The sequence below is a fragment of the Streptomyces sp. NPDC058662 genome, from assembly GCF_042716255.1.
Taxonomy (GTDB): domain Bacteria; phylum Actinomycetota; class Actinomycetes; order Streptomycetales; family Streptomycetaceae; genus Streptomyces.
The window spans coordinates 201,808-224,454 of sequence record NZ_JBHXRU010000002.1 but is presented as its reverse complement, the minus strand read 5'-3'; the positions used below and the strand labels follow the sequence as shown (position 1 = coordinate 224,454).

At 68.1% G+C, this 22,647-nt stretch carries 14 protein-coding genes; 8 read left to right on the top strand and 6 right to left on the bottom strand.

Annotated elements, in window-relative coordinates; genetic code table 11:
• The first annotated feature begins 277 nt into the window (after nt 1–277).
• The 3 genes from ACFWUQ_RS02085 to ACFWUQ_RS02075 all read left to right on the top strand — a co-directional run bounded on the left by ACFWUQ_RS02085 (nt 278) and on the right by ACFWUQ_RS02075 (nt 3,075).
• A complete protein-coding gene (locus tag ACFWUQ_RS02085; protein ID WP_384531621.1) occupies nt 278–1,210 on the top strand; it encodes a RimK family alpha-L-glutamate ligase in 933 nt (310 codons plus the stop codon).
• Nucleotides 1,207–2,013, top strand: a complete 807-nt coding sequence (locus ACFWUQ_RS02080) for a RimK family alpha-L-glutamate ligase (RefSeq protein WP_384531620.1) — start codon at nt 1,207–1,209, stop codon at nt 2,011–2,013. Before ACFWUQ_RS02085 ends, ACFWUQ_RS02080 begins: the two co-directional genes overlap by 4 nt.
• Nucleotides 2,014–2,220: 207 nt before the next feature.
• Nucleotides 2,221–3,075 carry a DMT family transporter gene (locus ACFWUQ_RS02075; protein ID WP_384531619.1) on the top strand — a complete coding sequence of 285 codons (855 nt, stop codon included), beginning with the start codon at nt 2,221–2,223 and terminating at the stop codon, nt 3,073–3,075.
• An 892-nt stretch (nt 3,076–3,967) separates the two neighbouring features.
• Here ACFWUQ_RS02075 and ACFWUQ_RS02070 read toward each other — a convergent pair.
• From ACFWUQ_RS02070 to ACFWUQ_RS02055, 4 genes are all read right to left on the bottom strand, one after another.
• Nucleotides 3,968–6,988 (bottom strand): pPIWI_RE module domain-containing protein, encoded by a 3,021-nt coding sequence (locus ACFWUQ_RS02070; protein WP_384531617.1) that lies wholly within the window; start codon nt 6,986–6,988, stop codon nt 3,968–3,970.
• A gap of 82 nt (nt 6,989–7,070) precedes the next feature.
• Nucleotides 7,071–10,742, bottom strand: a complete 3,672-nt coding sequence (locus ACFWUQ_RS02065) for a hypothetical protein (RefSeq protein WP_384531616.1) — start codon at nt 10,740–10,742, stop codon at nt 7,071–7,073.
• Nucleotides 10,735–11,970 carry a hypothetical protein gene (locus tag ACFWUQ_RS02060; RefSeq protein ID WP_384531614.1) on the bottom strand — a complete coding sequence of 412 codons (1,236 nt, stop codon included), beginning with the start codon at nt 11,968–11,970 and terminating at the stop codon, nt 10,735–10,737. The genes ACFWUQ_RS02065 and ACFWUQ_RS02060 overlap by 8 nt, the downstream gene beginning before the upstream one ends.
• Nucleotides 11,967–13,619 (bottom strand): PD-(D/E)XK nuclease family protein, encoded by a 1,653-nt coding sequence (locus ACFWUQ_RS02055; RefSeq protein WP_384531613.1) that lies wholly within the window; start codon nt 13,617–13,619, stop codon nt 11,967–11,969. Before ACFWUQ_RS02055 ends, ACFWUQ_RS02060 begins: the two co-directional genes overlap by 4 nt.
• 161 nt (nt 13,620–13,780) lie before the next feature.
• Between ACFWUQ_RS02055 and ACFWUQ_RS02050 the strand changes: the two genes are divergently transcribed.
• Nucleotides 13,781–15,337 carry a serine/threonine protein kinase gene (locus tag ACFWUQ_RS02050; RefSeq protein WP_384531611.1) on the top strand — a complete coding sequence of 519 codons (1,557 nt, stop codon included), beginning with the start codon at nt 13,781–13,783 and terminating at the stop codon, nt 15,335–15,337.
• A gap of 10 nt (nt 15,338–15,347) precedes the next feature.
• On the opposite strand, the gene ACFWUQ_RS02045 is transcribed toward ACFWUQ_RS02050, so the two are convergent.
• Together ACFWUQ_RS02045 and ACFWUQ_RS02040 are read right to left on the bottom strand one after the other, a co-directional pair.
• On the bottom strand, nt 15,348–17,429 hold the full coding sequence (locus ACFWUQ_RS02045; RefSeq protein ID WP_384531609.1) for an N-6 DNA methylase: 2,082 nt from the start codon (nt 17,427–17,429) through the stop codon (nt 15,348–15,350).
• A 247-nt stretch (nt 17,430–17,676) separates the two neighbouring features.
• Nucleotides 17,677–17,964 (bottom strand): hypothetical protein, encoded by a 288-nt coding sequence (locus tag ACFWUQ_RS02040; protein ID WP_384531651.1) that lies wholly within the window; start codon nt 17,962–17,964, stop codon nt 17,677–17,679.
• Between ACFWUQ_RS02040 and ACFWUQ_RS02035 the strand changes: the two genes are divergently transcribed.
• From ACFWUQ_RS02035 to ACFWUQ_RS02020, 4 genes are all read left to right on the top strand, one after another.
• Nucleotides 17,881–18,639, top strand: coding sequence for an RNaseH domain-containing protein (locus ACFWUQ_RS02035; protein ID WP_384531649.1), 759 nt, complete (start codon nt 17,881–17,883; stop codon nt 18,637–18,639). The genes ACFWUQ_RS02040 and ACFWUQ_RS02035 overlap by 84 nt on opposite strands.
• Nucleotides 18,554–18,820, top strand: coding sequence for a hypothetical protein (locus ACFWUQ_RS02030; RefSeq protein ID WP_384531608.1), 267 nt, complete (start codon nt 18,554–18,556; stop codon nt 18,818–18,820). Before ACFWUQ_RS02035 ends, ACFWUQ_RS02030 begins: the two co-directional genes overlap by 86 nt.
• 332 nt (nt 18,821–19,152) lie before the next feature.
• Nucleotides 19,153–21,141: a helicase HerA domain-containing protein gene (locus ACFWUQ_RS02025; RefSeq protein WP_384531607.1), complete on the top strand. Its 1,989-nt coding sequence runs from the start codon at nt 19,153–19,155 to the stop codon at nt 21,139–21,141.
• Between the two features lie 82 nt (nt 21,142–21,223).
• Nucleotides 21,224–22,546 (top strand): hypothetical protein, encoded by a 1,323-nt coding sequence (locus tag ACFWUQ_RS02020; RefSeq protein WP_384531606.1) that lies wholly within the window; start codon nt 21,224–21,226, stop codon nt 22,544–22,546.
• Nucleotides 22,547–22,647 lie beyond the last annotated feature (101 nt).

Sequence of the window (22,647 nt, the reverse complement as noted above, 5' to 3'; positions counted from 1 at the left end):
GCCTCAAACCGGGCGTATATGGAAGAGAGGGTTCCTGTGAGTAACGAGGGCCAACTATAAGAGAGTTGCTGATCGTTTTGGATAGCCCTGGGCAACTATCACGTTCTGTAACGACCGCTTGAAGTCGATGTGGAGCAGTTTCCGACCAATTCCGGGGCCTGTGTCTCAGGGAATGGACGGAGCCGGACCGATCGTCACATTGGGGCTCATGACATCCTGTGACGTCACAACTCGCCGGACGGAATCGGCGGACGTCCGGGGAAATCGGGGAAGGTCCATGAGGCTCTGCTTCCTGGTGGAGGAGCACTACCGCCACGACGGCATGCCCAACGAGGTGATACGGCAGCTCACCGCGTGGGGACACCGGATCGACGTGATCCGGCCGGGCGGCTCGCTGTTGCGCATGTCGCGGACGCTGGACACCGGCGCGCACGACGCCTGGGTGCTCAAGACCGTCTCCGGCGGACCGGGACTGACCCTGCTCGAAGCCGCCGCGTCGGCCGGCATCACCACGGTCAACGACGCCCGCTCGATCCGCGGGGTGCGGGACAAGGCGCTGGCGGCCGCCATCGGCCACGGCCGCGGGCTGCCCGTACCGCCCACCTACGCCGTGGCCCGCCCCGAGCTGCTCCGGGAGATACCGGACGCCCAGTACCCGCTCGTCGTGAAGCCGGCGGACGGCAGCTCCGGCCGCGCCGTGCACCTGGTCCCCTCGCCGGAGCGGCTGGAGGCGGTGCTCGCGCTGCTCGTCGGCGAGGCCATGCTCATCGCCCAGCCGTACGTGCCCAACTCCGGCACGGACATCAAGGTGTACGGGGTCGGCGGCGAGTTCTTCGCCACCGAGCGCTGCTCCCCGCTGCACCCGGACCCCTCGGTACGGGAGCGGCGGGTGCCGCTGTCGCCGGAGGTGGAGGAGATCGCGGCCCGGGTGGGTTCGGTGTACGGGCTCGACCTCTACGGGGTGGACGTGCTGCTCGGTCCGGACGGGCCGGTGGTCGTCGACGTGAACGACTTCCCGAGCTTCCGCCAGGTACCGGACGCGGCGGCGCGGGTCGCCCGGGCGGTGCTGAATCTGGCCGGAGCCGGCGGCGGCTCGGCGACACCGCCCGCGGCCGCGGCCGCACCGTACGCTCCGCCCCTGTCGATTCCGGCGCAGGCGTCGGCGCCGGTTGCGCTGCAGGTGCCGGCGCGGGCGGGCGAGGGCGCGTGAGGATCGGCCTGATCACCCCGGAACCGGAGCATCCCCTGCTGGCGGCCGCCACCGCGCTGCTGACCCCGGAGCACGTCGTCGAGGCGCTCGACCCACTCGCCCCCGGAACGGTTCCGCTGCCGCTCGCCGACGTGTACCTGCTGAAGTCCAGGACGCCCGCCGCCCTGGGGCTGGCCCGGTACCTGGAGCGGCGGGGGGCGCCCGTGGTGAACTCCGCCTCCGCCACCGCGCTGTGCCAGGACCGGACGCGGATGGCGGAGCTCGCCCTGGAAGCCGGCCTTCCGTTCGCCGCCACCCTGACCCACGACTCCTTCGCCACGTGGGCCGCCGCGGCCCCGGACCTCCCCTCCCCCGTCGTCGTCAAGAGCCGCCTCAGCCGCCGCGGCGACCTCGTGGCCCGCGTCGACGACGCGGACCGGCTGCGGGAGCTGGCGGCGGCCTGGCCGCGGGAGCCGGTGGTCGTGCAGGACTTCGCCCCCAACAGCGGCTGGGACCACAAGCTCTGGGCGATCGGGGACCGCCTCTTCGCGGCCGTGCGCCGCTCCGAACTCGCGCCCGGCGGACGCGGCCCGACCCTGCCGTTGCCGCCGGCGGAGCTGCCGCCGGGGTGGGCCTCCGTGGTGCGGAAGGTCGGCGCGGTGTTCGGTCTGGACGTCTACGGGGTGGACCTCATCGACGCCGGGGCCGGCAGCCCGCTGATCGTCGACATCAACGCCTTCCCCGGCATCCGCGGCCAGGACGGCGCCCCGGAGGCCCTCGCCGCACTGGCCCTGCGCCGGGCCGCCGGCGGCCCCCACGCCTGAGCCCCACCGGGAGCGGCCCTTCGTACGGGGGCGCGGCGGCCGTCGGGGCGGGACGGGGGGCGCGCCCTGTCGGGGCCAGACGGGGGCGCCGCGCCCCGTCGGGGTCCGGACGGGAGCGCGATGACCGTCGGGGCCGGACGGGGGAATACCCCGGCGCGGGGTGGTGTCGGAGGGTGCCGGGGCGGCGGGCGCGGTGAGGATCGGGCCATGGGCGTCGTCCTGCCGGTCCTCTTCGCGCTGTTCGCCGCTTTCAGCAACGCCCTCGGTACGGTGCTCCAGCGCCGGGCCTCCCTCACCGTGCCGCAGAGCGACGGCTTCCGCCTCGGCCTGATCCTCGACCTGCTGCGCCGACCGCTGTGGCTCGCCGGCATCCTGGCCGTCATCGCCGCCGGGGCGGGGCAGGCGGCGGCGCTGGCCACCGGCCCGCTGGCCCTCGTACAGCCGCTCTTCGTACTGGAGCTGCCGTTCGCGCTGCTCATCGCCTCGCTGATGGCGCGGCAGCGGCTGTCCGGCGCCCTGTGGCGGGCCGTGGCGGGGGTGGTGGCCGGGCTCGGGATCACCCTGGCGGCGGCCTCGCCGGCGGGCAACCGTACCGATGTACCGCTCGGCCGGTGGGTCCTGGCCCTCGTGGCATGCGGGGTCGCGGTCGCCGCCCTCGCGGGTGCCGGACTGCGCCGACCGCCCGGCAGGGCGCGGGCCGGCTGCCTCGGCGCCGCCACAGCCGTCTGCTACGCGCTGACGGCCGCCCTGATGAAGTCGGCGGTGCACGTCCTGGAGGAGGGCGGCGCCGGGGCGTTCCTGACGGCCTGGGAGACGTACGCCTTCGGCGCCACGGGCATCTGCGCGCTGCTGCTGCTCGGACACGCCATGCAGGGCGGCCCCCTGGTCGCCTCGCAGCCCGCGCTGACCCTCGGCGACGCGAGCGTCAGCGTGGCCCTGGGCGTGGTCCTGTACGAGGAACAGCTGCGCGCCGGGTGGTGGCTGGTCCCGCAGGGGCTGGGCGTCGCACTGGTCTGCGCGGGGGTGCTCGCCCTCGCACGGGCCGGGGAGGACGCGCCGTGACCGGGACGGGGCGGAGCGGCGCCCGGAGCGGCCACGCGTGCCGCCCGACCCCGCGCCCGGGCGGGGGCCGCGCACCGGGACCCGATCCTGCCAAGGCCGGTAGCGTGCCCCGCAGTCGAGCAGAGGGCGGGTGCTGTGCGCGCGGTGGTGTACGAGCGGTACTCGTCGGCGTGAGCCGTGACCACGCCGACCGTCCCCGATCAAGCCTGTCCGGCGCTTCCGGTTCGCCCCCGGGGAACTCTTGAGGGAAGCCGGACGTCTGACCGATTGAGGTTGCGGTAGTGATCACACGGCATACGGGGGTAGCGGGCATGGCGGTCACACTGGCCGAGGAGATCATGTTGAAGTCGTCACCCTCACACCGCTGACCTGCGGCAATCGGCTGGGGAGCTGCCCTGACCTGCGGCGATCCGTCTTTCCGGTCCTTTCGCCGTGGTGCCCGTTTGTACGGCCGATCCTCCCCAGCCGCTCCCCAACGGGCCTCATTCTCCCCAGATTCTCCCCAGCGGAGGCTGCTTCGGATGGAGGCTTTCCGCTGGCCGGGCGACGATCTGAGCGACCGGAAGGGTAACGCGATGTAGTGGTGGCGGGGCGGGAGTAGACGGCAGAGGTGGCGCCGGCGGTCTGTTACTTTGCCCACCACTCATCATCTGCTCTGAGCGGCCCCGAACGGCGTTGCTACGTCCTCACGGTCCCGCCCCGCCACCAGCGCGGCCGCTGGCCGGAGCTGCAGGACCTCCTGCGTAGACGGCAACGGATTGCCGTCCAACCACCCATAACCCGGACTCTTTCGGATCCGCATCTTCTCGAAGGCGTTCCCCGCTCTGCCGTCGCGGGGCGGGGGGGGGACCCACCCGGTCGGTTTCACGATGCGGGTGCTGGCCGTGGGTGGTCAGCTGTCGAACAGCATCAGCTGGTCGGCTGTCTCGACTACGTCCGCCTCCTCTTCGAGACCCGGTGCCTGGCCCTGTGCAGGGTCGGAGTCTTTGACCGGGTCAGAGATCTCGGAGACTTCCGAAGAGGTCTCAGGAGACGCACGATGCGGCAGCACGTAGTCCTGGCCGAGACCCGCCAAGTGCAGTGGGAGCGGCAGGGACAGAGCCTCCGGGTAGTCCGGGGGCTGCCGGAGCAGGTGGACTGCGGAGGCGAAGGACTCCGGGGCGTCGCCGGCTTCGAGGTGGCAGCCGAGGACTGCGATCTCCAGGAAATCAGGAGTCCATCCGACCATTCCGGTGTCGATGGTGGGCTCACCCTTGCGCTTGCCCATCCGGATCGGGCGTGGCGCGAGCTTGTCCGCTTCGACGGCGGAAGACTTGAACTGCACCGGCTTGGAGTTGGCCGAGTGGAAGACCCGCCCATCGGGGCCATGACCAGCGGGCAGCCACAAACCGGCTGCAATGCCGTTCGCCCCGCCGCCTGGATGGACGCCCCACCACTGTGGGGTCTCCCTGCCGCGCCCCGTGCGGACGCGCACGAGACGAAGACCGGGGTCGAGGCGCCGGGAATCCGCCTCACCGTCCCGCATGCGGTCGGGTTCGGTACGGCCGTCCTGGAGCCAGGTCCAGTGGGAGCGGGCGTTCTGGGCCTCGGCCAGGAGCAGAGTGGGTTCGCGCCGGAGAGAGGCGCGGATTCGCTGCAGCCATTCCTCGGCGCGACGGCGCTGTTCGGCGCGGTCGGTGTGCCAGCTTCGGCGCTTGGGGGCGTCTTCCTCGTCACGCGGCCCGGGCAGCAGAGGACGTACCTCGGCGAGCCGGGTCAGCCTGATCAGCATGGTCGGGTACGGGACCCAGGCCCCTGCGCCGTCGTCGGCATTCGGGTCCCACCCCTGGATCCGGGCCAGCCCCGCGCCCTCGGGGGTCACCAGGACCGCCACCGGTACATCGGTGGCCCACCGGTTCCTACTGGTGCGGTTCCTACGGACCATCCAGACGGCCGCATGGCGCAGGCCGCCGGGAAGACCACTGGCGATGCCGAGTTCGGGATATACCCGTGCGCCGAGCTGGCGCAGCCCGTCGTCCCAGGCCATGCGGGCGCGGTGGTGCTGGTTGTCGACCGTGTTGTAACCCTTGACCTTCTTGGGTACGGCGAGGAACTGGGTGACGTAGCCCGCGTCGGCGAAGCCGAGTCGCAGTGCGAACTTCGGATCATGTTCGGTGCTCGCGAAATCGTCGGCCCGGTCGATTTCTACCAGCGCGAGCGCGGGAGGCGAGCTCGCCTTCGGCGCACGTCCCTTGACGCCGTTGAGCCAGTCGGCGATCTCTGCCCGACGGGAGTACAGAGCGGCTGACACGACGGCTTCCGGACGCCGCGGTCCTTCGGGGAGCTCCAGGCCGTCGGTGAACGAGACCGTGCTGTGGTCGGCTCGACGGTGGACGGGCCGGAAACAGTTCAGCCGGACGGCTAGTTCAGAGGTGACCCATTCCAGGACAACGGGACTTTCGGCACGGGCGTCGAGATGGGGCGCCTCGTCGTGTTCGGGCGCTGCCTCGGGCAGACCGAGCAGCTCCACGAGTGCCGAGATCGTGGTCTCCCGCAGCTCGGAGGTCTGCCACACCAGCTGAAGTTCGAGGACGGGCCTGTCGTCTTCGTCGGGGCCGTTGTAGGCAGAGACCGCGAGGGCTGCGGCGCGCCGCCGTTCGGCCGTCCTGCGCGCCTCATCGGCAGTCCTGTCCTCGGGCTTCACGTTCGTCGGAGGGGCGTTGACCGGGCGATTTCCAGACAGGATGGACCGGGAGTGGGGCTGTGCGGCGCGGAGACCTTCGGGCACCGCCTGCTCCGCCCATTCCGTGAGCCGGGAGACCTGGTCCGGCATCAGACCGGCTCCCACCTCGTGACGGCCCATCGCCGTGCGGTAGACGATGCTGGCACGCATCCCGTCGGTGAGCCACTTTTCGGGAGAGGTGAGCAGGTCGTCGACACCGGGCAGTTCGTCACCGAGGACGACTCCACCGAGGAGTTTGGCGGGGCCGCCGTGTGACCAGCGCTCCGAGAAGGTGCCCGTCTCACGGTCGCGGTACCGCTCCAGCTGAGCAACGGCGAAGCGTTCGCTCAGCGGCACGCCGGGGAGGACAGGAACCCTGGGGCGCAGCAGTACGGTCGTGCGGCTGCCATAGGGAAGGTGCAGGCGCCCGCTCTTTCCGCTCACGCGGGTCGCCCAACGGCGGATGCTCCAGTGCAGGTGGTAGCGGGGGAGGGGGTCGAAGGGGACGGTGTGCAGGGTGATGTTGAGGACGATCGCGAACCACCACGTCCCCTTGGAGCCGCCCGGCTCGTACGGAATCGACTGAGAGACGAGTTCGGCGCCCTTGTCGCGGGGCCCGCGAGGCATGGCCCGGAACCGGAGCGCACCGCCTTCGAACGGGTAAGGGCCGAGATCGAGCACGCGGCGGGCCAGCCAGTCGGGGGTGAGCGTGAACTGGTGTCCGGCCGGGGCGGCGGTGCCCCCGTCGGTGTGGCCACACGCGACGAGTTCACGACCTACGGACTCCCACTGCGGGGTGTGCACGGCGAGTTGGGCACGCACCTCACGGAGCAGGCCGCGGTGCTCGGGTTCGGGACGGATGTCGCGGAGCCAGTGGGCGATGAGAGTACCGAGGACCTCGGGGGGCAGCGGATCGGCAAGGTCGGCGTCCGCGTACAGCCAGCGTGCCGAGTCACCTTCGGTGCGGGAGCCAAAAGGCCGCGGCATGGCCAGGACATCGGGGGCGTAGGCCTGGATCGCCTGTTCCAGGGCTCGGGTGGGGGCCGTGCGCCAAGGCTCGGAGTCCTTGTCGCGGCCGGCGTTGCAGAGTTCGAGGACGCTGTCGCGCCACTCCTCGGGGAAGGGCAGGGCCCGGTATCGGCCCGTGACGGAGATGTCCTGGCCGTCAGGGAGCCAGGCCGTGGTGCGCACGTGGCGGTAGTTCACGGGCATGTCAGGGTCTTCCTATGAGGTCGGGACGCACGACGTCGAGGAGTCTGCCGTCCGGTGTGGGAAGGAGCCGTGGGTGCTGTTCTCAGGTGGTGCGGTTGAGATGGTCGATCCGACCGAGGGCGCTGTAGAGCGGGGCGTACAGCAGACGGGCGACTCCGGCGTCGGCCGGGTCCGCCGCTCCGGATTCGGCTCCGGGCGACGAAGTGCCGACGAAGTACGGGGCGAGCACGGACCGCACGGCGTGGAGGAGGCCGGGGCCGGGCCGACGGCCGCCGATGGCCCTGACCGCGGGGGCCGAAGCCCACGCGGCGGCCGGGGCGAAGGCCGCGTCCACGAAGAGGACCCGGGCGGGTACGCCGCCGCGTACCAGGCGGCCGATGACCTGCCACATGGTGACCATTTGGTCCCAGGCGAAGGCGCGCTGTTCCCAGGGACGGAGGGCGGAGTAGGCGTAGCGGCGGGAGAGCAGCCGACGCCATTCCTTGCGGGCTTCCTGACGCAGCGCATGGCCTGCCTGGTCCAGGTTCTCCGCATTGCGGACCAGATCGGTGAAAGTGGCAGGGCCCACGCGGTCGTCGCTGCGTGATTGGTCGCGGATGAAGCGGGTGATCCAGTCGTTGAGGGCGTAGACGGACAGGGACAGGTCGTCGGGCCGGGGATGCGGCCGGGCGAGGAAGACTGCGGTGCCGAAGGCTGCCCTGCCCTGGCCGTTGAGAATGTTGTGGCCGCGTTCCACGGCCATCAGCGGGGCCACCAGGATCTCGGCCGTGCGGTCCTCGGCAAAGGTGGCGAGGTCGCCCCGGCGGAGGCTTGCCAGCAGGGCCGGGCCATCCACGCCGGGCAGGTGACCCAGGTCGGCGTCGTCCGGTACGAGGACGCGGACCCGGCCCTTCCACCGTTCCGAGCGCTGTCCGTCAATGGTCTCGGCCACGGCGTACGCTTCGCGATAACTGCCGACCAGGACTAGGACGCGCCGGCGGTGGTCGTCGGCGATGCGGGCGAGCTCTTGGTCGAGGACGCTGCCGGCACCTCCGGCGCCGGGCCGGGCGAGCCGGTCTGCCATGGCACGGGCCTGGGGGATCCGAGCTTCGAGCTCGGTGCCGGAGAGCCGCATGGGCTCCCCTGCGGCGTCGTAGAGGAAGTGGGTGGCGAACCGGGTCTGCCCGACACCTTCGAGGGACTTCTCCGACGGCATCAGGACGGCGCCGACAGGAGCGAGGATGTGGGCCCGGGTGGATTCCCCAGCCCAGCTGGTACCTGACATCAGGACGACGTTGGGGCCAGGGCGGCCGATCGCACGGTCCTCGCCGAGACCGGTGAGGGAGAGCAGCAGCTCGCGGCCGACCCCCGTGCAGCGGAAGAAGCGCAGTGTGCCGCTGGTGCGCCCCACCTCGTCGTAGGTGTCCTCCTGGGGCTGGTACTGATAGCCGAGAACGTTGCCCATGGGGGCTTCGGGGATGATCGGCGCGTAGTCGAGCGGTGCGCGGCGGGCCAGTTCCTTGCCCTGCCGGTCGAGGCGGAGAGCCGCTTCCACCATGGGCCAGAGATAGGTCAGCCGGTCGAGGCGCTGATGGAGAACGGAGAGGAGGAGCACGAACTCCAAGCGGTCACGGGTGATGCGCTTCCACTCGTCCCGGTGTTCCGGAGTCAAACGGTCGAGGACTGGCGTTCCTGCAAGGAGTGCGTCGAGCAGGGACTGGACCCGGGTACGGGAGGCCGCCGGCGACAGCGTGTACAGCAGGTCCTTCGCGGCGGCGGACAGAGTCGTGGAGAGCGGGTCCGTGAAGTCCCCGTCGCCAAGCGGATCGTCCCGGAAGTCGTCGAGGACGGCGGTGAGCGCGGCACGACGAGGATCGGGCTCCGGCACCGCAGCTGTGGAGTCCTCCGCCCCTTCCGAGTCGTCCTCGTACCCTTCGTAGAGGCTCCGCTCGTCTTCGACTGCCCCTTCGAAGGGTTCGGGGTGTTCCGGATGGCGCGGTAGCTCGAACCATTCCGCGATCAACTTCTCCTGCAAGGCCCAGGGGCTGAAGTACTCCTGGTCCACCCACTCGCGGAGGGTCGTGTCCGAGATGAGCCGCTGGTAGATCCGATCGGCGGCAGTGGCGACCACGGAGAGCGCCGCGTTCCACTGCTCCACGTCCCGGTCGGCGAGCAGTAGCCTCCCACGCCTGCTCAACTCCTCGATCTTGTGCGTGTGCAGCTGGTCGAGCCAGGATTCGGTGCCCGGCTTCACCAGGGTCGCGGAAGGAGCGAAGAGTTCGTCGAAGCGCATCTGGACGGAGTCGGCCTCGTCGACGAAGACCAGGTTGCTGCGCAGACAGGCGAGTTCCAGCTGGCGGAGCCGTTCGTCGTTGAGGTGCGCGGGCACAGGGCTTTGGACGAGGCTGGACGGGTTGGCAACCCAGATGAGTCCGTCGACCTGGTGGCGGGCGGCTCGGTGCCGGGGGCACCGTGACCACAGGGGGCAGCCGTGCGGAGTCGCCAGGGCGGTGCCGTTCGGGCCCCGGTCGGTGGTTTGGCGGGCTGGTGCCGACTGCACGCCCGAAGGGCGCCATGGCGCGGGCAGCGATGCGGCTTCCGTAGTCGTCCCGGCCTCTTGCGTCTCCTTCTCCGGGTGGAGTCGGGTGCACGGCGCATCGCTGTAGGCGAGTGGTTCGATCGCCTCGTTGCCCCGCAGGGCGTCGGCGATGCAGATGGTGCTGAGATTGTCGAAGGCGGGCGCGTGGTGGTCGAGGAGGTTGTCGTGACCGCGGGAGGCGAGTCTGCGGTGGAGGCGCTGTACATGGGTCTCGCGGGTGGAGACGCCGAGCACGGGGACGGCCGGCAGCCCGACGGTTTCGAACAGCTCGCAGAGCCTGAGCTGTTCGGCCGCGTCGCCCACTACGAGAGTGGTCCGCATGCCGCGTCGGGCCGCGGTGGCGGCGGCCAGGACCATGAAGGTGCTCTTGCCCGCCCCGACCATGCCGACCAAGTGCAGTGTGCCGTCCAAGACGATCCGGTCGTGCTCGGTGAAATCTCGGCCGTCGGCGTCACGCGGGGCGATGCGCACCTCGGTGAGTCGTTGCTCCCAGCGGCCCGGCCGTTCGACGTCCTCGTCCTCCTCTACCTCGTCCATCCACCGTGCGGTATCAAGGAGTTGTTCGCGGGTGATCTCGATCGGGCCCGATCGAACCGGAGGTCCGGCGCTGAGTTCGTGCCCCTCGATGCCGTCCTCGATCAGGTCGGCCGGAAAGCGCACCGACGCCGCCCGGTTGCCCTCCTGGAACTCGCTGCGTCCTGCCGGCGCGAGCGGCAGCGGGCGGCGCACGAAGTCAGGTACCCGCGAGAGCGCCTCGCCGTAGACCGCGTGGCGGCCGGCCGCCACGGTGGGGACGATGCGGCGGGGCGGGGTCCGCGCACCGGGTTCCGGCAGGTGGTACGCCCGCAGCCGGTCAGGTACGCGCTCGTACCGGGAAAGGGCCTGACGCCATGCGTGGCTGCGGCGCAGTGTCCACAGCAGATGCCGGCCGGCGATGAGGGCCGTCCGATGCTCCTCGCTGGTGACCAGGCCCGCGGCCTCGGCGTACGGGTATCCGCCAAGGAGGACGTATGCGCTCTCGGCGGGCTGGTCCGGGGCGATGAGTTCGAGGAGGTGCAGGGCCAGTTCGACCTGGCAGAGATGGAAGGGTTTGAGGCCTTCGAGACCAGGGTTTCCCGCCCAGGCTCTCTTCAGTTCCCGGACGACGGATCGGTTCCACTCGATCTGGTCACGCATGGCGGGCTCCGTCGGGGGTGGTTCGGTTCGTGCGGGTTGTGGTGAGTCCTGCGGCTCGGGGGCGGGGGCGCAGGGTCCCGATCTCGCGGAGCCGGGCTGTGGCTCGTGAGACCAGGGCACGGTCGGTGAGCAGAGGCAATCCGCGGGCGCGGGCCGGCCGGGCACGGGCGAAGGCGGCCAGATAGCCGGGCCGGGCGGCAACCCGGTACTGGGGAACAACCCAAAACCCGTCGTCGTACGGCGGGTCGGCGGGGACCGGGCGGGCGGAGCGGCCGAGGAATACGGGATGGGCCCAGTCCTTGACGTCGATGGCCCAGCGGTGCCCGTCGGGGAACGTGACCAGCAGGTCGTAAGCGTCGTACCCGGGCCACATCCGCACATCGAGACCCAGGTCGAGTAGCTGTCGCTCCAGATCGGCCTCGGCACGTCCCGGTCCGGTGACGAACTGCCTCAAAGGACGCTCGAGTTGGACCGGTCGTCCGGTCGTCGCCCGTTCCAGTCGTCGTCCCAGCGGCGCCGGCCCGGTCCGGCGGCAGCGGTCACGTTCGCACCACCATGAGCCGTCGCGTACGGGAACCAGTAGGGTGAGGCAGCGCCCGCAGGTGGTGTAGTGGTCGTTGCGGAGGTAGCTGTCGGGCACGTCCTGGTAGATGCGCATGATCAGTTCGTGGACGGGTTCGAGGACCAGATCTCCACCGAGAGCGGACAGTTCGGCGACGGGGAGCACCGGGCGCCGCACGAGGAGCCTCCTGAATTCTGTGTACGCCTCCTCCTCGCCGTGCTCCCGGCACAGCCTCAGCGCGGTGTGCACGATCATGCGGTCGCGGAACCGGGCGGCGGTGTCGGGACAGCGCTCGGCCCACTCGTGGCACAGGTCACCGGGCCTCCCCGACACCGGGTCGAGAAGCATGTCCTGCGGACCTGCCGCGTCGGCGGGCAGGTCGAGGGGCCACTCGGCGAGGGGCAGGGTGCGGCAGCGGTCGATCAGCTCGGCGAGCGACGCGGGTGGTTCCTCACCGCGCACGAGGCAGGCGAGAGCCGTGCGGTCCAGCGCACGCTGGGCCTCGGCGGGATAGGGCAGGGTGAAGGACTCCAGGTCGGCGGTGTCCTCCAAGATGAGCAGCGCCTGGGCGAGCGTCTTCAGCAAGGGCACGCCCTCGTGGGCGGCCCACTCCTCGGCGGGCAGTGGCAGGAAGTCGTCGCTCATGGGGGCGTTCGGGCCGGTCATGCCGCACCGTCCACGGTGTTGGTGCGTTCGCGGCCCGTGGCGCACCAGCCGTGAACGTCACATGTGCGGCAGTCGGTCCCGGAGGAGGGCGCGGCCTGGTAGCCGCGGTCGGCGGCCCAGTCGGCAACGAGCTCGCGGAGCAGCGCACGGGCACGGATGGCGGTACGCGAGTCGTGGGGGTCGAGCTCTTCGAGGCGGGCACCGTCGGGGCGCAGCACCTCCAGTTCGATGCGGGAGCGGAGGGCGTCGCCGCCGAGGGCGCCACCTTCGACGAGGAGGACGGCGAGGGCCAGCTGTGGGTACTGCCGCATCAGCCCTCCGCCGTGGGTGTAGCTGCTCGTGGTCGTCTTGGTCTCGCGGACCACCACGCCACCCCGGTCGGTGTGGATCAGGTCGCAGTCCGCGACGAGCACCACGTCGGCCTGTGGGTCGTAGGCGACGATCCGCCGTTGCGGTTCGACCGTCTCGTGATCGGCCAGTCCGTCGAAGGGGCAGTGAGCCCGGTGCTGGTGGAGCATGGCGAGGGCTTCGTACTGCTCATCGGCTGTGAGACCGGGCAGGTGCTCGGGGAGGGGCACCGCACGGCAGGATCCACGGGCGGGATCTGCATGCCGCCCGTTCAGCCAGGCGTCAACCGCCCTTCCCCGGCGGATGGCAGCGCTCTCAGTGCGTCCGTCGCGGAGCTTGAGTACGCGGGTGGCGTGGTACTGCTCGGCGCAGTTCCCGTAGGCCCGAAGGTCGCTGACGGACAGACTGCGACGTTTCCTTGGAGTGGCGGCCACGCCGAGGAGTCCCGGAACCCGCGGGACGGCCACGCAGTCGGGCAGTCCCACACAGCGGACGCAGTCGGCGCTCGGGCGGGCCTCGGTGGCGTCGGCGAGGTCGGCCATCGAGGCAGCGACCTCGGCTCTCAGATAGCGATGCTCGGTCTCCTCCGCCGTCCAGTCGGCGAGTGTCTCCGTACCTCCGTCGGCGAGCCCTACTCCGATCACACGGATCCGCTCCGGCCGGACGTGAGGTCCGGGGAGGGGAGTGGAAGGGGCGCCGAACGGCGTCAGGGAGGGGGCGCCGGTCAGCAGGACGTGGGCGACCGCGGCGATCTCCACCGCTGGCCTGTCCCGCTTCACGGTGCCCAGGGAAGGGATCCAGATCTCGCGTACGCGCCCGTCCCGCGAGGCGTACCCTCGCCCCCACACGGTGCGTTCGTACTGCGTCACCCCACGGGCATCCGGCTGCGCCAGCTTCTTGCTCCCGGCGACCCAGGCAGGGGCGACCGGCAGGAGGGGGGACTGGTCTGCCGCGCCTTGCGCAGCTTCCCGGTCGGACCTGGCGGTCAGGTAGTGGTGGGCGGCCTCGCGGGCCCAGGCGACATGGACCGGGGTGCACTTGCGGAAGTTCGCCGGATCCGCCGCGGCCTCGACGAGGCTCCGGCTGCCGTGTTCGACAGCGTCGAGGAGAGCGAAGAACGGCTTGAAGGAGAAGTCTTCGACCGGCTTGGCAGGGAGCCGTCCCGGGGCCTTGACCAGGGCCCTGGCTCGCAGTGCGCGGCCCAGTGGGCAGCCGGCAGGGTCGGGCCGCACCAGCGAGGCACCGATCCGCAGCAGGGTGCTGTCCCCGATGGAGTGTGGCGGCTTGCGGAACGCGGTCATGGGCCGCTCCTCGTGGCTGGTCGTCGGATGGTCCCTCGGTCGACTCTGGAAGGAACCATGACGCGCTGCTGTGAACAAAGTCAAGTGATGTAATGAAGGTGCGTCAGTTTCCGCTACTCTGTGCCTCGGTCTGGATCACCCAGGAACGGGGAGGCGTTCACATGGAGCGCGGCATGATCATTGATGGACGTTTCCGGATCGACGGGACCCCCTCCGTGGGCGGGATGGGTGCGGTATGTCGTGCGATCGACCTGACCGACGATTCCGTTGTCGCCGTCAAGTTCCTCATTCCTGACGCCGCAAGATCTGCCCTGGACGCCTGGAGCGTCGAGCCGACGCTCACGGAGTTGCAGCGTTTCGAGCGGGAGATCGGTTTGTATGAGCGTCTGGGTGGTGCAGGCGTCCCGTTCCTGGTGCACCACGGTCGTTTCCGGGTCCGCCCCTATCTGGTGATGCAGTACATCGAGGGAACTGACCTGCGGAAATACCTGAATACGAACTGCAGGCACGTCGGAGTGGCGGTTTCAGTCGCTGTCCAGATCCTGGAGACCCTGGCTCGAGTGCATGAAGCGGGCACGGTGCACCGTGACGTCAAGCCCCACAACATCCTCCTGGAGGACGCCACCGGTCGTGCCTACCTGGGCGACTTCGGCATCGCCCTGCTCACCGATCACGACGCGACCCGGTACACCGAGGGGCAGACCCCGGGCACCATGGGGTACAAGGCCCCGGAGGTCCTCGGCGGGGAGGAGAACCCCACGGGTGCGGCGGATGTCTATGCCGTAGCCTGCCTGTTCTTCGAACTGGCGGCAGGCCGACCGGTCTTCGTCCACCCGGCCAGTGACATCCAGATGGCGCAGGCCCATTTGCATGAACCACCGCCCCGTCTCGACCGGGTTCTTCCTGGATTCCCCTCCCGGCTGGCCGACTTGGTCGACTGGATGATCGCGAAGGACCCTGCTCGGCGTCCTTCCGCGCGCAGCGCCGCCGAGGCGTTGCGGCCGTACCTGCCTCAGCCCGACGACCCCGAGCCGGTGCCGGCGGTCTACCCCGACCTCACTCTTCCCTTCCGTCGCCCGGCACCCTCGGCTCTTCACGAGGCGAGGCGAGGCGCGCGTCCGGGGGGCCGCTCACGGATTCGGCGCCCCGGGGGTGCTGTCGACCGGGACCGCCTCCAGCATGCCCTTGCCACGGCGTACGACGAGATCCACGGCGCTGGCGCAGCGACGGGGCCGGTAGGCGACCGGCTGTCAGACTTGCTTTCTCCGGCGCAGAGGCGCTGGGGAGTGTTCGATCCCGATGTGCTTACGGCACGCGTCCTTGTAGCTGACCGGGAGCGGATTCACCAAGAAGGAGTCGGTGCGGACAAGCGGTACCGGGACGTCGTCCGTGACCTGAGGGGCGTGGCTCAGCCCGGCGAGTCGGCTTTCGCGGCGCTCCTCGCGGCCCGCCTGGGGTTGGTGGAGTGCCGAGCATCGGAGATGGGCCTGTCCGGCCAACGGGACGAGGCTCTCGCCGAGTGGGCGCAATGCGCGGCGCAGGTCTGCCACGCTCCTGTAGACGGACTCCTTGGGCAGCGGCATCTGCTGTCGCTCATTCGGGAGCTCGCCGCGTTCATGGCCGAGTGCCCGGAGACGGACTGCTCGCACTCCGACTGTCGTCCCCCGGAACTGATCGAAGTCGTCCTGAACGGCTTGCCGGACGCCGGTCAGGGTTGAGCGGTCACGCTCAGCGGTACTCCAGACGCCCCGTCGCCAAGAGCGCGGACAACCCGTCGCTCAGCTCTCGTCCGACGCCCCCCAATTCCGCGAGTGCCTTTTCCATCTCGACCAGCTTCCTGTGCACTTCGCCGTACGCCTGCTGCTCTTGCAGCGGCAGCCGCAGCGCGTGGAGTCGGCGGACGTCAACCCGCGAGGCGTTCGAAGCGTGGGCGCCGGCTCGCCTGGCATTCGACCTCTCCCGCAAGCAGGCGGCGAGGAACCACGGGTCGAGGCGGTCCGGATCAACCCGGAGGCGGTACACGTGGTGGCCGAGAGCTCGCGGAGCGGCCGTCTCGACCCATGCGTCGAAGCCGTGTGCCGTGGCGACGACGACCACGTCACCGAATGATGTCAGCGGGAACAGCCCGTCCTGGTCCGCTTGTTCGGCGGCAATCCGGTCGAGCCACTGCTGTTCTTCCGGGCCGATCGCGAGGAGGCCCGTAACCAGTCCGACCCCGTCGTCCGGGACGTCGCCCCGCCGTACCGTTTCCTCCGGCAAGGCGCTGCCGGAGAGGATGCTGAGGGCCTTCGCCTGTTCTAGTTCGGCGACGCTCACGGTGCCGTGACTGACGGCGTCCTGCACCGCAGAGAATTCGCGCAGGGACCTCCCCGCGTCCTGGGTGGCGAGCAGCCCCTTCTCGTACCGGGTCCACAGGCGTCGCAGGTCCACCGGCCTCGTCGATCCAGCAGCCGCGGCGTGCCGGGCCGGGGTGAGGTCGGTTTCCTCGCCGAGCAGGTCGGTCACTGGAACGGACACGCTGCCATGCCCTTCACCGCCCTGAAGCGCGGTGAGAACCCGGTCTCCTATCGCATCCCAGTCGATGGCCGGTAGGCGGGAAGCCGAGACTGTGGATGGTGTGTGGCGGCAGTCCGACGTGTCCACCAGGACCACCGAGTCTTGGGAGCGCGGCGCGGGCGCGGCGAGGACCCACAGGTGAAGTCCAATTCCGTAGGGCGGCGCGGCCCCGGCTGGCAGAGCGACCACCGCGCGGATCACACCAGCCCGGAGCAGACCTGCACGGATGCGCCGCCCGGCCCGGCGGGCGGCCACCCCCGGAGGCAGGAGGACGACAGCCACACCGCCATAGCCGGTGACGCTGGCGCCCTTGCCTTCATCCAGCATGGAGACAACGTGCTGGACCCAGGCCAGTTCCGATTCCGTGCGGGGTGGTTGTCCGTACGTCCAGCGCCGGTCCGTGGCGAGTTCCGTGTGGCCCCAGTCGCGTTCGTTGGCAGGTGGATTGCAGAGTACGACGTCGACCGGTTCGGACGGCGGGCCGATGGTGTCCCGCAGCGTGTCCGTGGCGGTGACCGAGACCAACGCCTGCTGCCCGGCCTCCAGGATCAGCCTGGCTTCTGCGACCGAGGATAGAACCGGGTCGGCATCGTTCCCCAGAAGCCCAAGAGGGCGAAGCTCGCTCCCACCCGCTTCTGGTTCGGACCATCGGCGGGCCGCGGCGAGCAGCAGTGTGCCGGTGCCGCAGGCGGGATCGGACACCGTCCGCACCGGGTCCGCGCCGCGCACCTCAGCCGCGATGGCAGCCATCAGAGTGGCGAGCGGGGCCGGCGTGGTGGCAATCTGACGGACGTGCGTGCCCAGCCACCGGTCGAGCAGGAACCGGAAGGTCTCGGCTCCACCCTCGACACCGGCCATGCGCACGGCCTCGTCCACGAGCGCCTGCTCCGCCGAATGTAGCGGTACGCCTTTGTCCGCACGGTTAGCAGCCGCATCCTCATCGGCCACCGACGCGTCGGCGAGTTCTTTGCCGAGGCCGGCGACGACTCGGCCCATCCTGTCTCGGTCGCCCAGGTCCGCGACCCGCGGCCACAACCGTTCCAGCGGACCCGCCGTTGGAGCGATCTTGTCGTTCCGCTTCAGCCATTCCTCGACAGCCTCCAGGGCGAACTGCGGGCTCGCATCCGTGCCGCGGACCGGTTCGGGAAAGTCCGGGTGTCTGCGCCTCCAGTTGCTCACCGCCGCGCGGCCGACCCCCGCGAGACGGGCGATCGCCGCCAGGGTTACCGACACTTGATCCGTACGTTGGGCCATCTCGCTCCTCCCGGAACGTCAGGTGTCGGCAGCCGTCCCGCATGAGCGAAGAGACCCGGCACGCAATCTGTAGCTTGACTTTGTTTTCAGTGTATCGATCCAGGGTGCTGAGTACATCCACCGGATCCGGTGTTCCGACTCGCCTGCCTGCTGTGCGACACGTGTCTTTCCCGCGCGGCTGCATGGCATGAAGGGCAGACACCGCTCGGCAGCCGGGCCGTTGTCTTGAAACCGGCGCAGATTGTGATCATGGACGGTGCCACACCTGCCGCCAACCAGTCGAGCGCCCGCCGGACACGGCGTCGGTCTCTGCCGGTTCGGTGAGGTGCCCCTCGTTCACCGGGTTCGCCCCGTGCAGCAACGAGCGGTGACCAGTCAGGCTGTCGTACTCGTCGCCGGTCAGGTCGGCGATCGGGAGCACCGTGCGCAGCGAGCAGGCGAGGGCGGCCGTGTGAATGATGAGCAGGATGCGGGTCCCGGGGGAGCGGCCGAGCAGGTGCTTGACGCGGTCGAAACGACCCGCACGTTCTACCAAGTGACCACGGAATTCGGCCCGCTGGCGTGGACCCTGTGCAATGTGCCACGTGGCTACGACGGCGCCGGCGCCGACCGACTGGGTTCCAAGCGCACCTGGTGGGATGCCAAACGCTCCGTCCATTCGAAGAAGAAAGAGGAACGCCGCAAAGACGAGTTGCCCCAGAACTGGTACTCCATGACGGGCACCGAGATCCATCCGATCGCCTGTTCCGAAGGCGCCTCCGAGGAAGCCCTCGCTGTCGCGACGGCCAAGCTGTGCCACCAAACACTCTTCTCGTCCGATCGGGCACGCTTCCCCGTGGCGCTCGACGCCGCCAAGCAGATGGACTCGACCACCCGCAGTACCGGCGCACGGCGCCCCCGGAAGAGAAGCCGACTGCCGAGCCGGGCTCTGCTGATCCGACAACGTCGACGGAGGAGTAACTGCCTGGGAGGAGAGGAGGGTGGGGGTGCCGCCGCCAAGGAGGCGACCCCATTGGGCTTCGTCAGGACGCCCCGTTTCCAAGGATCACGATGGCCGAGGCATAGGAGATCCTTCGGGCCGTTGTGCACGCGCTACCAAGGCCCGTGTCCGGTCCTTCTCCCGGATGCGTCAGGCAGGCCGACCGGACCTGACGCTCGACTTCGCCCTGCTCTGCAAGGGCCTGGAGATCACCACCGGAGCCCAGCGTGAGCACCGCTTCGACCTGCTGCTCAAGCACGCTGAAGAGGAGGGCACGAACACCGAGCCGATGCAGGACCATCACCTTCCGGTTCGGCTGCTCGCCCCACGGTGGCTTGGCGCCGGCCTCGGCTGGATCCTGATGGTCAGGCTCGGCATGGACTCGATCGGGGAGGCGGCGCTCCAGCTCTAGGGACCAAGTGGCTCACGTCCTGAGCCCCGCGTGTACGAGCCCCGGCGCCACCGTCGACCCGACGGTGGCGCTTTCTCGTGCATCCAGTGGCCAAGAACTGTGGACTCAGATGAGTCTCCACGGTTGAAAATCAGCCACCTCGAAGCACGCCTGGAGGTACGGCCGAGATGACTACCGAGCGCATTTTTCTGAGACTCCCTCAGCTGGTCAGCCAGGGTGTGTCAGACTGCAATCCGCATATCTTCAGGGGAGGAAGAGTGTCTGTAACGTTGTTCCCTGGCGTCGGAGCCGGTGCGCTCCTGGAGTCGACCCTGCTTGCGCAGGACCGGTCTATGCGCATCGGTGCCATCCACCGCCTTGACTACAACGAAGCAATCGTCCTGACTCACGACAAGTGGAAGTTCGACGCAGGGGGCATCCCGCAATACGCATTCCTGCTCGCCACAGCTCGCGACATCGACGGAGACTCTCGCGACGATGACGAGGTTCTGCTGCTCCGAGTTGATGGCACCGCGCCCCTTGCCATGGAGTCGGACCTGCACGCCGTCCGAGAGGAGGCCCTGCGGGCGGCCCTGTCGAGCAACGGTGACGCGTCCCCCTCAGTAGTGCTCGACGTTAACCTCGATCCGTTCACCAAGAATCGAGTGTCCTTCACTGGGCTCAGGTGTCGGATTCTCGGAACCTTCTACGAAGATGACGTGGACGGAAAGAAGCGTCTCGACTTTGGTGCGGACGTTGACAACTTTTACGCTACGTCTACATACCGAGTTTTGAAGCCTGTTGGCGAAGGTCTGTCCGAGATTGCATCTTACCTTAAGCCGTCTGATAGGGAGGTTGAAAGGGTACGCATCGGATCGGTTCGATATTCTGCAACGCGACGTCGCGCTAAAGCGGCCAAGCAGGATGACTCCGCCGTCATGATCAATATTCATGACTTCATCGGCACCAAGACCGGTCTGCTCGGAATGACACGGATGGGTAAGTCCAACACGGCAAAGATCATCATTGCGCGAACGTTTGCCGTCTCCGAACGACGTCGCGCCGCGGGCGGAACGCCGATTGGTCAGCTAATCTTTGACCCTCAGGGCGAATATGCAAATCCGAACACGCAGGATGGCACCGAGATTGCTGCGATCGGTGAACGGCACGTGCGCATCTTCAAGTTCGGTGCTGGGAGCACTGAGTCTCACGTGCGCCCATTGGGCATCAACTTCTTTGACCCTGCCCAGGTTGAGGCGGTGCAGGGGCTCATCGCGGATAAGCTCCGTTCAGATGGATCTGCTGGGTACATCAATGACTTCGCTGTAACTCGCTTCACAGACATCCCTAATGATTACAGTGAGACGACGCGGGCACAGCGAGGCCGCCTGATCCTCTATGCATCTCTGGACCGTGCAGGCTTCGCCCTCCCAAGCCATAACGCAGGTACATCTCAGGCGTTCTCCGTGAAGCTTGCAATCAAGGAAGAGCTGCGCGCCGCGGTTACGGAGAAGGTGGGGAGAAACCTCTTTGCCCCAGCGGGTCGAATTTTCGCGGTCAAGGGGCAGGACATTCGTCCACTCGTGGATGCAATCATCGAACTGCGGAATGCGGGCAACGTCGAGGCCCAGAAGTTCTGCGATGATGTCCGCTGGACATCTACCGAACCAATCTATACCGGCCAAACTGGCCAGTCCGGGAATGTGCGTGGATGGCGTAATCTTCTCGACCTCAAGGAATTCCACAATGAGGCGACGGACCAAGATCCGTCGGAGGAAATCTATCGCCACTTGACTGATGGCCGCATTGTGATTGTCGACCTTCATGTCGGATCGCCGCCCATCATTAAGGCCCTCTCCGAGAGCATCACTCGGCGTCTACTCGCCAAGCAGACGCTAGTTTTCACTTCGGGAGAGGAACCTCCCTCCATTCAGGTGATGCTCGAGGAGGCTCATAACCTCTTCTCCTCGGACAAGTATAAAGACGACGGTGACATCTGGGTAAAGCTGGCAAAGGAAGCGGCCAAGCTTAATATCGGAATGACCTACGCCACCCAAGAAGTGTCAGGGGTCGCTCACCAGGTGAAGGCGAATACGGCGAACTGGGTTGTCGCGCACCTCAACAACACCAAAGAAGTGCAGGAACTCTCAAGGTTCTACGATTTCGCGGCTTTCGCTTCGGCGATCATCACGGCTGAGGATAGAGGGTACGTGCGCCTCAAGACGCTCTCGTCGCCTTTCATCGTGCCCGTGCAGATCGATAGGTACGACCTCGATCTCGTGAACGAAGCCAGGGCTGCTGCCGGCGATCCCGCCCTCATCCCATCTCCTCGGAAGGCGTAAGGGCCGCATGCCATACGAGACGGTTAATGGGTCTTTTGAGCGGGCTTCCCGAGTTGGGCACACCAATGCTGCAATGCGAGCTTTGGCTGACAGTTCGAACTTTTACGTCCCTGCCGAGAGCATCGGGGACTTGGAATGGCTGAAGCCCAAAATCAAGAGGGTCGAGCAGTTCTCCGGTGCTGTTAAGGGTGGGCATCTCTCGTCGGCTATAGCCATCGACGGCTCGCGTATGAGCGAGCGCATCCGGGATGGTCTGCCTTCGGTAGTGTATGGCTACGCTCAGGCGGCTGCGGCGTACGTGGATCTAGGCGCGATGGAGTTTCAGAGGGCTGAAAGGTTTGTCGATCCGGTAGCTATAGAGTCGGCGGTAAACACCGCACTGGTTTCGCTCGATCTACCCGTTGCTGGGGCGTACACGCGGCCTAGCATTGGAATAGCCACCTCGTGGCGTGAGAACCTCGATCGGATATTTCGGACGAAAAAGGTCGAGGTGAATAGGCTCGATCAGACCCTCCTAGACCTACTCATGCTCGTCCACGGCACCCCTGGGCGACCTGCTAGGGGCGTCCCGGTCAATTGCCCGTCCGACGACTGTGACGCCCAGGACGTGCTGATCTCGACGCAAGGGGGCGTCTGCCCAATTTGCGAGCAGGTGCTGTACCCCACGGATGTCCTGCGCATCCACGAGGAGGTGATGGAAGAGGGAACGAACGAATCCGCCCTCGGTCGCCTGATGTCTGTCGTTGAACTCCTTGTGCTAGTGGGACTCACCAGCCTGCTCTGGGAGCAATCACGAGACGACCTTCTGTGTTCCACTCTATTCATTGTGGATGGTCCGCTGGCTATGTATGGCCCGCCGGCCAAGCTTCGTGGTCGAGCCCAGGAGTACTTCCAGGCGATGGCGGCAACCACCCCCGGTGACGGGCCGTACCTGTGCGGTTTGGAAAAGACCGGAGCAATGGTCGACTATGCTCAGCAGTTGGCACGTCATGAGGTCCTACAGCCCGGCGACCTCCTTGTCTGCGACGAGGAGGTTGTTAAAGTGGTGACTAACACCGCAAATGCATCCTCATACGGCAAGGAGACCTACTGGGGGCGTAAGTTTGTCTACCGAGCCAAAGATGGGCGCATTGTGGTGCCGACTGTTATGCCGGTGACAGGTGCTGCGTACGATGCTCGAGGTGGCCAGGCCGGCCCGCAGGGATATCCGACCTTGCCAGCGATCCTTGACGTGATCGACCGAACTGGATCGTCCATGTACAAAGATGGCATCATTCCTGTCGCAGTGGCACATGGCAAGGCGGCGTTCCCCATCGGTGTCGGCACAGATGTACTCCGCCTGGTTGCGGAACATAAACTGGGCCTTGGGGCATCTGCTCGGGGGACGCAGGTCAGTGGGATATAGCGGGAGGGCTGGATGAGTTCGGACAGTTTGCCAGGAGTGGTTACTGCCTGGTCGACGCGGCATGTCCAGCCCCCGCACGTTCCCAGCCGCCTAGCGGCTAT

Bases quoted from the DNA above. Each gene is read 5' to 3' on its own strand.
- ACFWUQ_RS02065 (WP_384531616.1), bottom strand. From the start codon at position 10,742: ATGCGTGACCAGATCGAGTGGAACCGATCCGTCGTCCGGGAACTGAAG.
- ACFWUQ_RS02055 (WP_384531613.1), bottom strand. From the start codon at position 13,619: ATGACCGCGTTCCGCAAGCCGCCACACTCCATCGGGGACAGCACCCTG.
- ACFWUQ_RS02085 (WP_384531621.1), top strand. From the start codon at position 278: ATGAGGCTCTGCTTCCTGGTGGAGGAGCACTACCGCCACGACGGCATG.
- ACFWUQ_RS02025 (WP_384531607.1), top strand. From the start codon at position 19,153: ATGCGCATCGGTGCCATCCACCGCCTTGACTACAACGAAGCAATCGTC.
- ACFWUQ_RS02050 (WP_384531611.1), top strand. From the start codon at position 13,781: ATGGAGCGCGGCATGATCATTGATGGACGTTTCCGGATCGACGGGACC.
- ACFWUQ_RS02075 (WP_384531619.1), top strand. From the start codon at position 2,221: ATGGGCGTCGTCCTGCCGGTCCTCTTCGCGCTGTTCGCCGCTTTCAGC.
- ACFWUQ_RS02045 (WP_384531609.1), bottom strand. From the start codon at position 17,429: ATGGCCCAACGTACGGATCAAGTGTCGGTAACCCTGGCGGCGATCGCC.
- ACFWUQ_RS02060 (WP_384531614.1), bottom strand. From the start codon at position 11,970: ATGACCGGCCCGAACGCCCCCATGAGCGACGACTTCCTGCCACTGCCC.
- ACFWUQ_RS02070 (WP_384531617.1), bottom strand. From the start codon at position 6,988: ATGCCCGTGAACTACCGCCACGTGCGCACCACGGCCTGGCTCCCTGAC.
- ACFWUQ_RS02030 (WP_384531608.1), top strand. From the start codon at position 18,554: ATGCGTCAGGCAGGCCGACCGGACCTGACGCTCGACTTCGCCCTGCTC.